The sequence below is a fragment of the Flavobacterium hibernum genome, from assembly GCF_000832125.1.
GTDB lineage: Bacteria > Bacteroidota > Bacteroidia > Flavobacteriales > Flavobacteriaceae > Flavobacterium > Flavobacterium hibernum.
In genome coordinates, this window is sequence record NZ_JPRK01000005.1 from 264448 (window position 1) to 276044 (window position 11597).

The following is an 11597-nucleotide window of genomic DNA, read 5'->3' on the forward strand; positions in this document are numbered from 1 at the left end:
ATAAAATAACAATACTCAGTTTATTTTTGCTAAAAATATAATTTAAAAATGAAGCAAAAATTATCCTCCACCAAGAACAACATCGCTTTAATCGCTATTTGTCTGGCAACCTTAATGTTCTCACTTGAAATTTCGAGTGTTCCGGTCATTCTTCCCACACTTGAAAAAGTACTGAATGCGAATCTTAAAGATATGCAATGGATCATGAATATTTATACCATAGGCTGTACCACGGTTTTAATGGCAGCCGGAACTCTTGCTGACCGATACGGCCGAAAACGCATTTTAATGATTACTTTAATTTTATTTGGCATTTCATCATTAGTTTGCGGTTTAGCAGATAATATCGCTTTATTAGTTACTAGTCGTTTCTTTCAAGGTGTAAGTGGTGGCGCGATGCTAATTTGCCAGGTAGCTACTTTATCACATCAATTTCAGGAAGGAAAAGAACGCAGCAGGGCTTTTAGCATTTGGGGAATTATTCTTGGTGTCGGATTGGGTTTTGGCCCTATAATAGGCGGTTCCATTATAGCACTTTTATCTTGGGAATGGGTATTTTTAATACACGTACCTATTGCTTTTCTTGCTGCAATTCTTGTTTATGGTTATGTAGATGAATCTAAAGATGATGATGCTAAAAAAATAGACATCTGGGGAATGATTACATTATCAGTTGCTGTATTTGGACTAACCTATTTTATTACGCAAGGGCCAGATCTTGGTTTTACAAGTCCAATAGCTCTGGGCATTTTAACTGTTACAGTAATAAGTTTTGTATTGTTTTTATGGGTCGAAAAAACAAACTCGTATCCCATGTTTGATTTTTCGGTATTTAAAATACGTAATTTTTCGGGTGCTATTTTTGGATCTATTGGTATGAATTTCAGCTTTTGGCCTTTCATCATTTATCTCCCCATTTATTTTCAAAGCTGCTTGGGTTATGATGTTGTAACAGTAGGACTTTCTTTATTAGCTTATACCCTTCCTACTTTAATAATACCACCTTTTGCCGAATATCTTTCAGTTCGATATCGCTCAGGAATTGTAATTCCGTTAGGATTATTTGTAATAGGCTTAGGTTTTATCGTTATGAGATATGGAAGTATTGCAGAACATGCCAGTTGGCTCACAATGCTTCCAGGGTCTTTATTGGCAGGAATTGGTCTAGGTCTAACCAATACTCCTGTCACCAACACAACTACAAGTTCCGTCTCTGCAAATCGCTCTGGCATGGCTTCGGGAATAGATATGAGCGCCAGATTAATTACCCTATCTATTAATATTGCTTTGATGGGTTTTATCTTTGTACAAGGAATACACTCTCATTTAAATAATACATTTTCAGGAGCTATCGATTCAAAAACACTACAATTAATTTCAGAAAAAGTTGCAGCAGGAAACTTCTCATCTCTTAATCAGGATTTCCCTAAATTAACAACATTAGATTCATCTCAATCTATCTTACATGCAGCATTGGCTCATGGCTTTGAAATGATCTTACTTTATGGCAGCATTGGTGTTTGGATTTTGGCCTTGATGAGTTTTATACTATTTAACCCAAGAAAAACACAAAGCAGTTTATCGATTTAAAAATCCTTACTACTTTTTAAGTTTTTTAAATTCGGGAAGAAATCGATTCCTGTCATTTTTTCGACGGTTTCTATAGGAACTACAAAATCATAAATTGACTTGTTGCTATCTTCATTCGGAACTAAAAAAGCGATTGCTTTATGCTCATTTCCCGATTTAGCCAGAACAATTTTATAAAAATATTTAGGAACAGAAACTTTTTCTGTTCCTATTTTTTTATCTGTATCTTTCAAAACTCCTCCAGTTACAACATAAATATCATCATATTTACCTGCCCAATAACGAGTTTTTTGCTCTACTCTATTCCATATTCCGCTATTAAAATCGTGATTTTGAGGCGAAATATTAGAGGTGTAAAATGTGTCATTATAAGCACTTTCGTTAAACTCCATATCGCCGGCAGGACAAAGGTGTCCTTTATCATACCCAGATTTTTTATAATTTCTCCAATCAGCAGAGCCTGTTGTTACTTTTGGATCTTCAATAAAATAAGGACGCTTGTAGTTAGCATCTTTTAAATATTCTTTCTTTAATTCATAAGCAACCCACTCTGCTTGTTCAAACTTTTCGTCATAGGAAAGTTTATAATATTTATGCTTTACAATTTGTTTTGTTGTAGAAGTAGGCAAATAAGCAATTGTATATAACGAATCTCCACTCCCATTATTTGAGACAAATGTAGTTTGTTCCTCTTTTGGCAAATGTGCTTTACTATCACTTTCTTTTTTGCACGACAATAACATAAAACCAACCAAACCAAAAACTATATAATTCCTCATCTTCACTTATTTTTATAAAACACTAATAACAACGAGCATAAACTTACAAAAAAACGCTCCAAAAAAAACTTTTTTTTGGAGCGTTTCCTAACAAATTAATTCTATAAAGAACTAAGATTTTACTAATTTATCTCTTTTAATTTTAGTCGAATTAGTATTTTTTGCAACACCTTTTGACTGTAAGTCATCTAATACATTTAATGCCTCTTCAACATAAACGTCTTTAGATAATGCTTGGTGCCAAGCTTCTCTTTTTTCTTTTAATGTTGCATCATTATTCATTTCAAGTTCTTCGTATGGCAACGATTTAAAAACCAAACTGTTTTTGTAATCTGAAATTGGTTTGTATTTTTTACCCTCGTTTTCAACTTGTTCCTGAGTAGCTTTAAAGCTATTGATATTTAAGCTATAAGTATTCTCTTTATTTTTAACATCAATCCATTTTGCATTTTCTTCAATTAATTTAAATTGAGGATTTTGTGCAATTCTATTTTTACTTTCTTGAATTGCTTTTGCAAAATTTTCATTTGATTTCCATGTGCTATAATCAGCTGGATCAATTTTATCCCAAGGCATTGCGTTATCAATATCGCGCTCTCCCATTTTTAGGTAAGCATAACGATCAGGCATAACAACATCACTATGAACTCCTTCTAACTGAGTTGAACCTCCATTGATTCTGTAAAACTTTTGTCCTGTAATTTTCAAAGCTCCTAAATCACCATAATTTGCATTACGTACAAACTGATTTAAATCTAGTACATTTTGTACTGTTCCTTTTCCATAAGTTTGTTTACTTCCAATGATAACACCACGTTTGTAATCCTGAATTGCAGCAGCCAAAATCTCTGAAGCCGAAGCTGAGAAACTGTTTACCATAATTACTAATGGACCATCCCACTCGATTTTTTTATCTTTATCGTATAGAACTTCTTTCTTTTTTCCTGCCGATTTTACCTGAACAATTGGTCCTTCTTCAATAAATAAACCTGCAATATCTACAACTGTAGATAAAGATCCACCACCATCGTCACGAACATCAAGTACAATTCCGTTAATATCCTCTTTTTTCAGTCTTTCAACTTCAAGAGCAATATCTTTTCCGGCATCACGGCCATCTTTATTTTCAAAATCGATATAAAATTTAGGTAGATAAATTACTCCATATTTCAAACCGTTTCTTTCTACAATACTAGATTTAGCATACGTTTCTTCAATTTCAACAATATCTCTAACAATAGAAATCACTTTAATCGTTCCGTCTACTTTTTTAACTGTAAGTTTTACTTCAGTTCCTTTATGACCTTTGATTTTTTTTACAACATCATCTAAACGCATCCCTACAACATCTACAGGTTCTTCGTTTCCTTGTGCTACTTTCAAAATTAAATCTCCCGCTTCAAGTTGTTTTCCTTTCCACGCTGGTCCACCAGAAATTAATTCATCAATTTGAGTAAAATCATTTTTCTTGGTTAATCTTGCTCCAATCCCTTCAAGTTTTCCGCTGATATTTACATCAAAACGATCTTTTTCTTCAGGAGCAAAATAACTTGTATGCGGATCAAAACGAGCCATGATCGAGTTTACATATACAGAAAACCAATCTTCTTTGTTCAAATCTTTAATTAAACTAAAATTATCGTCTAATGATTTTAAAGAGCTATCACGTGTTTCTTTTTCTAAAGTTTCAAATGATTTTACTTTATAATTAGGATCTGCTTTCTTTTTATCTTCTTCTAATTTTTGCTTTGTTACAAGTGAAGAAAGTGTAGATAACTTAATTTGTTTTCTCCATCTTTCATTGATTTCTGTTGCATTTTTTGCATAAGGCAACTTATCATAATCAGCATTAAAGGTCTCATCAACCTCGTAATTAAAAGGCTGTGCTAAAATAGTCTTATAACGTTTTTTACTTTCTTCCATACGTTTCATCAATCTTGTATAGGTCAGATTGAAAAACGTTAGATCTTTATTCAAGAACTGATCGTCTAGTTGCAATTCATATTGCTTAAACTCGTCAATATCAGATTGCAAGAAAAATCGCTTAGAAGGATCTAGTGCATCGATATAATCTTTAAAAATACCTTTTGAAAATTCATCATTTATTTCTGCCGGACTATAATGTCCTTTTTCAATAACAAATGCAAGCAATTCTAAAAGTGTTTTGTCTCTATTTGGGTCCGGATCTATTGACTTATCTGCATTAATTTTAAAAGCAAATAAAGTTAAAGACAAGCATAATACGGCTATAAGTATTTTATAATTTCTTTTCATAAACTTAATAATAGCATTCATCAAATTTTTTAATCTAAGTTAACGGTAAAAATTGTGCCAACATGCCAAGTTCGCTATAATTTTTTGTTAAAGATATAAAAATGTTTGAACCTCAAAAGTCTTCTTGAATTAAGTTTATAATTTTTGCTTATTTGTTAGTATTCTAACAAAATCAGTTACTACATTTGCTTTTACAAGCTTTAATTTTGACAAATCGAGATAAAACCACAGCATGAAAAATCAAAAACCTTTAATATTAGTCACCAATGATGACGGAATTCTTGCTCCAGGAATTAGAGCTTTAATAAGCGTTATGGAAACGATAGGCGAAGTTGTGGTTGTGGCGCCAGACAAACCACAAAGTGCAATGGGACATGCAATTACAATAAACAACACTTTGTTTCTGGATAAAATATCTAAAGAAGATGATGTGGTTACGGAATATAGCTGTTCTGGAACTCCTGTTGATTGTGTAAAACTGGCTGTAAACGAAATCTTAAAAAGAAAACCTGATTTATGCGTTTCGGGAATTAACCACGGTACAAATTCATCGATAAATGTTATTTATTCAGGAACAATGAGTGCAGCTGTCGAAGCCGGAATTGAAGGTATTCAGGCAATTGGTTTTTCATTATTAGATTTTGACTGGAATGCTGATTTTGAACAAATTAAATCGTTTGTTAAAAAAATCACTTTAGAAACGCTTGCTAATAAATTACCTAATGGCGTTGTTTTAAACGTTAATTTCCCTAAATTAAAGGAACATGAAATTAAAGGAATAAAAGTTTGCCGTCAAGCGAAAGCATATTATGCGCAGAAATTTGACAAACGACAAACTCCTTTCGGGAAAGATTATTACTGGCTTACCGGAAAATTTATAAACGAAGATAAAGGCGAAGATACTGACGAATGGGCGTTAGAAAACGGATACATATCAGTGGTTCCCGTACAATTTGATTTAACAGCGCATCATTCGATGCAACAACTTAATACTTGGAAATTAAATGAATAAAAAGGACTTACTTATAGGTTTTATAATTGGGATTTTTACTGCATTACTTGGCAGTTATTTGTTTATCACATTTTTTACAAAATTCGATACTTCAACAGGAATTCAAACGATAAGAGAATACGGTTATTTAGGAAAAGTAATTACTATTGGGACCATGTTAGATCTTGCTGTTTTTGGAATTTTGTTAAAAAGAAACAAGGAACTTATGGCAAGAGGCGTAATTCTGGCGGTGATTGTTCTCGCAATTTCAACATTGTTTATTTAAATCTTATCTTTGTCTTGCAAAATTCTTTTGTGTTTTAACAATTGAAGCATTCTTTTCAAAAAAATCAATATGAAGTATTATATAATAGCTGGAGAAGCATCTGGAGACCTACATGGTTCGAATTTAATGAAAGCACTTTATGAGGAAGATCGTCAAGCCGAAATTAGATTTTGGGGTGGAGACTTAATGCAAAAGGCTGGCGGAAATTTGGTAAAACACTATAAAGAGCTTGCTTTTATGGGATTTGTTGAAGTTCTTTTTAATCTAAAAACTATTTTAAATAATATTAAGATTTGTAAAAAGGACATTACTGAATTTAAACCAGATGTACTGATTTTTATTGATTATCCAGGTTTTAATATGCGTATTGCAAAATGGGCAAAAGCTCTAAATTACAAAACTCATTATTATATTTCGCCTCAAATTTGGGCTTGGAAAGAAAATCGTATTACAGCAATCAAACATGATGTTGATAAAATGTTTGTGATTTTGCCTTTTGAAAAAAGCTTTTACGAAGATAAACATCATTTTCCTGTTGATTTTGTTGGACATCCATTAATTGATGCTATCCAGAATCAACCTCCTTTTGATGAAATTTCTTTTAGAAAAGAACATCTGTTAGGCGAAAAACCTATTATTGCTGTTTTACCAGGAAGCCGTAAACAGGAAATCACCAAAATGCTTAGCGTTATGCTTAGTGTTGTTGACGATTTTCAGGATTATGAATTTGTAATTGCCGGCGCGCCAAGTCAGGATTATGAGTTTTATCAGCAGTTTATTAAAAACAAAAACATCGCATTTGTTTCGAATAAAACTTATGATTTATTGCGTTCGTCAACCGCGGCGTTAGTAACTTCGGGAACTGCAACGCTGGAAACTGCTCTTTTTAAAGTTCCGGAAGTGGTTTGTTATAAAGGAAGTTCGATCTCCTATCAAATTGCAAAACGCATAATTACTTTAAAATACATTTCGCTTGTTAATTTAATCATGGATCAGGAGGTAGTGACCGAGTTGATTCAGAGTGAATGCAACACCAAACGTATTAAAGAAGAATTACAGAAATTATTAGAACCTAACTACCGCGAAAAATTACTTAAGCATTACGATATTCTAGAGCAAAAATTGGGCGGTGTTGGTGCGAGTAAAAAAACAGCAAAACTTATTGTTGCCGATTTAAAACAAGCTTAAAAAACTCTTGCTTTGAAAAAACTAATTATTTTATTGCTTTTGCCAATTGTTTTTGCTTCTTGTAAATCGAGTTCGGCCGCTGTTGCCAAAAAAGAATCTAAGCGGGAAAACAAATATATTGTTACTCATTTAATTGAGAATGCAACAGATAATATTGGTGTTCGTTACAAGGCCGGTGGTACAACAAAAAATGGTTACGATTGTTCCGGATTAGTATTTACAACTTTTGAAGCTGAGAATATTAAACTTCCAAGAAGTTCTTATGAACAAGCTAAGGTTGGAAAAGTAATTAAATTTAATGATGCTCAAAAAGGGGATTTAATTTTTTTTAAAACTAACAGAAGTAAACAAATCAATCACGTAGGTCTTATTGTCGAAGTAAATTCAAACGAAATTAAATTTGTACATTCTTCAACCTCAAAAGGAGTTATAATTTCTTCTACAAAGGAAGCGTACTATCAAAACTCTTACGTACAAATCAATAGAATTGTTGAGTAAATCCATTTAAAAATATATTCTTTTTCTTACAGAAATTTAATACTTTTATACGATGAAAGTATTAAATTATCCTTTAACCAAAATTACAATTTGGTTCATTCTTGGTATTTTGGTTTCTTATTATTGTAAACCTACAATTTCATTAATAATTCCTTTATTAACCGTTGCCTCGATTGCATTTTTAATTTCCTGTTTTTTAGTTAGAAAGAATAAAAAGCAAAGCCTATTCTTCGGACTATCCACTTACTTGCTTTCCTGTTCTATTGGTTTGGTAACTTTACTTTTTCATACAGAATCTCTTCATGAATCACATTATACTCAAAACCAAAAGGCTTTTGAAACTTCGCAAACAATAACATTTACGCTACATGAAAAATTAAAAAGTAACATGTATAGCGACCGATACATTGCTTTAATCAATACGGTAAACGGCAAAAAATACTCTGGAAAAATCATTGTAAGTATCCAAAAAGACAGTACTCCAAACCCTTTAATTATTGGCAACATTATTAAAGTAAAAACAACTTTGCAACATAATAGTTCAAACAAAAATCCTAATCAATTTGATTACGGTAAATACCTTGCTGATAAACAAATTTACGCACAGCTAAATCTCAACAAGTCCGAAATCAGTATAAGCCAAAATATAAAAAAGGACATTTGGTATTATTCCGGGCGTTTACATTCAAGAATACTCCGAAACCTGGAAAAAGCTCATTTTAATAAAGACGAAATGAACGTTGCTTTAGCACTTATATTAGGTCAGCAACAAGAAATTTCATCAGATATTATTCAGGACTATCAATATTCTGGAGCAACACATATATTATCTGTATCGGGATTGCATGTTGGCTTTATCATGTTATTTATAAATTTTATTCTAAAGCCAATTCCAAATACTCGAAAGGGCTCTTTTATAAAACTACTTTCAATTTTGATATCCTTAGCCATTTTTGCCATAATATCTGGACTATCGCCATCTGTTTTGCGATCTGTCGTAATGTTTTCATTTCTTGCTATCGGAAATCATCTCCGTAGAAGCGGCAACACTTACCACACGCTTTTAGTTTCAATGTTGTTAATTTTACTCTTTGAACCTTATTTTCTATTTGATGTTGGTTTTCAATTAAGCTACATTGCTCTATTTTTTATTTTATGGTTACAGCCATTACTCCAACGCATGTATTCACCAAAACATAAAATATCAAATTATCTCTGGAATGCTCTAACGGTTTCATTTGCTGCTCAAATAGGCGCGTCTCCGTTATGTTTATATTATTTTCATCAGTTTCCAGGATTATTTTTTGTTACGAATATCATCATCATACCAATTTTATCTTTTATAATGATTGCAGGGATTATTGTAATGCTTATTGCAATTTTCTGCTCGCCACCGGTTTTATTAGTTGAAATATTCGAGAAGAGTATTTATATCTTAAACCAAATGATTCATTTTGTAGCTTCGTTTGAATCGTTTGTTATTCGAGATATTAGCTTTAATTCTTATTACACAATAACATTCTATTTACTAATTATTTCGGCAACAATTTGGTTTAAAAAACCTGATTTTACCAAGCTAACGTTTTTACTAACTTCAGTAATATTGGTACAAATCTCCTTTATATACACTAAAAAAGAAATCGAAAGTCAGCAGGAATTAATTATCTATAACAGCAAGAAAAGCACATTAATTTCTGAAAGGACAGGGAAAAATATTACACTTTTTTCAAGCGATACTCTTTCTGAAAAAACAACAAAAACAAACGCGTTCAATTCTTATTTAGTTGGAAATTTCAGCAGATTAAAATCAATTCACAAAGTTAATAATATTTTATTTTTCAATGGAAATAGAATATTTATAATAGACAGCTCAGGAATTTATAAGAATAAAATTCAACCGGAAATATTACTCTTAACGCAATCTCCAAAAATAAATCTGGATCGTCTTTTACAAAATATGCATCCAAAGATTATAATTGCCGACGCTTCAAACTCTAATTCCATAGTGAGGAACTGGAAAGCAACTTGTCTTAAAAAAAATATCCCTTTTCACGCAACAAGTGAAAAGGGTTTTTATAAGTTAAACTAAGAATTTTATTTATTCACTGCTTGGGTGTAAAATTGCGCTAGAATCGGCAATCCATTTTTTTGCTCCACCAACTTTATAGCCAAGTACTCCAAGCTTATTGATGGTTGGCTTATTTTTCCTGATTGTGATCATTACAAGACAAACCTGAGGTAACTCTTCGACACCTAAAGCATTTTTCATCATAACATTTTTCTCTTTATCTGCATCAGTCAATGAAGTATCAGACAAATCAAGTTTTAATAAAACAACATTATCACGAGACCAAACGGCAAAATCTGGTGTAGAAAAAACCTCATTCTGAATTTTCTGCCCGGCATTAGCAGCTGTGAAAAATATTAATAATGGTTTCTTTTGTGCATCGCTCATTATAAACGCATCGCTCAAATCAGTATTCCATATTAAATTTTGAGAATGCAGTAAAAATGAACCTAAAAAGAATAGTAAAGTAAGTAGTTTTTTTGCCATATTAAAGTGGTTTTTCATTGGGGTTATAAAATTCAAATTAACACAAAAACGACAAGTTAACAAACACTTCAAGCATAAATACTTTTAAAAAGTTACATTTTAATGAATTTTACTATTTAAATGTTAAATTTTAGACAAAATGAAAATTTAACCTCCAAAAAAAACTAAAACTACAGCAATCGCATTATTTTTTCAAATAAAAAAACCCTTTTCACAATAAAGCAAAAAGGGAATCTACAAATTAAACTAAGAAACTTAATTTAAATTTTATTATTCACTTGGGTGCAAAAGGGCATTTGATTCGGCTATCCAAGCTTTTGCTCCCCCAGGTTTATAAGCAATCTTTCCTAGAGCGCTAAACGTGGTTTTGTTTTTTCGAATAGAGGCGCTTGCAAAGCAAACTTCTGGAAGATCCTGTACGCCAAAAGCATTCTTTAATTTCACATTTGTCTCCTTATCGCTAGCATCTGCGTTAGGATCAGATAAGTCAAGCTTTACGAGTACAACATTGTCGCGAGACCAAACAGCAAAATCTGGAGTTTTAAATATTTCGTTTTGGAGATTATCCGGTACACCTGAGGCAGTGAATAAAATTAACATTGGTTTTCTAAGTTCATTGCTAATTGCAATAGCATCAGTCATATTAGTTCTCCAAACTAAATTTTGTGCATGCATAAAAAATGAACCTAAAAAGAATAGTAGGATAAGTAGTTTTTTCGCCATATTATATTGGTTTTGGTTAGAATAGCATGACGAAATTAACATATTATTTTAATTTTCCAATTTTTATTAATACAAAAAATACATTATATGTTTTTTTAATCGTAATAAAACAATAAATATTTAATTAGTGATTGCTTTTTCTTACTAAACAAAAAAACTCCCTACATAACTGTAGGGAGTTTTTTAAAATATTCAAGTATTTTATTTCTTTTTTAAGATTTCTTTGGATGAACAATTCCTTCAGCAACTGTTAACCAAGCAGATGGACCACCGGCAACATAACCTGTTTGACCAAGTCCTTTAAAATTTACTTTACCATCAATAGCTTCCGCACTTGTAAAATAAACCGTTGGAAACCCTTGAATTCCGAAAGCTTGTTGCAATTCGTTATTTTGATTTTTAAGCTCTGGTGTTTGCGGTGTTCTTCTCGGATAATCCAGTTCTACCAAAACAACATTATCTGTAGCCCATTTTTTAAACTCAGCAGTTTTCAAAACTTCATTTTGCAAGCGAATACACCAACCGCACCAATCACTTCCTGTAAAGAACATAAGCATTGGCTTCTTTTCTTTATTACCCACAGTAATAGCCTCTCTTACATCCGTATACCATTTTAATTCTTGCGCCTGTGTTACAAATGCACCAACTAAAAACAATGTTATCAAAAATATTTTTTTCATATACTTTTATTTTCTGCAAATTTAAACAAAAAAA

At 31.8% G+C, this 11597-nt stretch carries 11 protein-coding genes; 6 read left to right on the top strand and 5 right to left on the bottom strand.

The features are described 5' to 3' along the window. Positions 1–48: 48 nt before the first annotated feature. Entirely contained in the window at positions 49–1590 is a 1542-nt protein-coding gene (locus tag IW18_RS05455; protein WP_041516566.1) for an MFS transporter, read from the top strand. Here IW18_RS05455 and IW18_RS05460 read toward each other — a convergent pair. Both IW18_RS05460 and IW18_RS05465 read right to left on the bottom strand, forming a co-directional pair. After that, a complete protein-coding gene (locus tag IW18_RS05460) occupies positions 1587–2369 on the bottom strand; it encodes a DNA/RNA non-specific endonuclease (protein ID WP_041516567.1) in 783 nt (260 codons plus the stop codon). The genes IW18_RS05455 and IW18_RS05460 overlap by 4 nt on opposite strands. A gap of 111 nt (positions 2370–2480) precedes the next feature. Then, positions 2481–4664 carry a carboxy terminal-processing peptidase gene (locus IW18_RS05465; protein WP_041516568.1) on the bottom strand — a complete coding sequence of 728 codons (2184 nt, stop codon included), beginning with the start codon at positions 4662–4664 and terminating at the stop codon, positions 2481–2483. 211 nt (positions 4665–4875) lie between these two features. On the opposite strand from IW18_RS05465, the gene surE reads away from it, so the two are divergent. From surE to IW18_RS05490, 5 genes are all read left to right on the top strand, one after another. Next, a complete protein-coding gene (surE, locus tag IW18_RS05470; protein ID WP_041516569.1) occupies positions 4876–5655 on the top strand; it encodes a 5'/3'-nucleotidase SurE in 780 nt (259 codons plus the stop codon). Next, entirely contained in the window at positions 5648–5920 is a 273-nt protein-coding gene (locus tag IW18_RS05475; protein ID WP_041516570.1) for a hypothetical protein, read from the top strand. Before surE ends, IW18_RS05475 begins: the two co-directional genes overlap by 8 nt. A 69-nt stretch (positions 5921–5989) precedes the next feature. Beyond that, entirely contained in the window at positions 5990–7108 is a 1119-nt protein-coding gene (lpxB, locus tag IW18_RS05480) for a lipid-A-disaccharide synthase (RefSeq protein WP_041516571.1), read from the top strand. Between the two features lie 12 nt (positions 7109–7120). After that, a complete protein-coding gene (locus IW18_RS05485) occupies positions 7121–7606 on the top strand; it encodes a C40 family peptidase (protein ID WP_041516572.1) in 486 nt (161 codons plus the stop codon). A gap of 52 nt (positions 7607–7658) precedes the next feature. Further along, the gene (locus IW18_RS05490) at positions 7659–9695 is read left to right on the top strand and encodes a ComEC/Rec2 family competence protein (RefSeq protein WP_041516573.1); all 2037 of its coding nucleotides are present in this window, start codon (positions 7659–7661) and stop codon (positions 9693–9695) included. A 9-nt stretch (positions 9696–9704) separates the two neighbouring features. Here IW18_RS05490 and IW18_RS05495 read toward each other — a convergent pair whose 3' ends face one another. The 3 genes from IW18_RS05495 to IW18_RS05505 all read right to left on the bottom strand — a co-directional run bounded on the left by IW18_RS05495 (position 9705) and on the right by IW18_RS05505 (position 11563). After that, entirely contained in the window at positions 9705–10160 is a 456-nt protein-coding gene (locus IW18_RS05495) for a thioredoxin domain-containing protein (protein ID WP_041516574.1), read from the bottom strand. A gap of 270 nt (positions 10161–10430) precedes the next feature. Further along, the gene (locus IW18_RS05500; RefSeq protein ID WP_041516797.1) at positions 10431–10883 is read right to left on the bottom strand and encodes a hypothetical protein; all 453 of its coding nucleotides are present in this window, start codon (positions 10881–10883) and stop codon (positions 10431–10433) included. A gap of 212 nt (positions 10884–11095) precedes the next feature. After that, positions 11096–11563 (bottom strand): thioredoxin family protein, encoded by a 468-nt coding sequence (locus tag IW18_RS05505; protein WP_041516575.1) that lies wholly within the window; start codon positions 11561–11563, stop codon positions 11096–11098. Between the last annotated feature and the right edge of the window lie 34 nt (positions 11564–11597).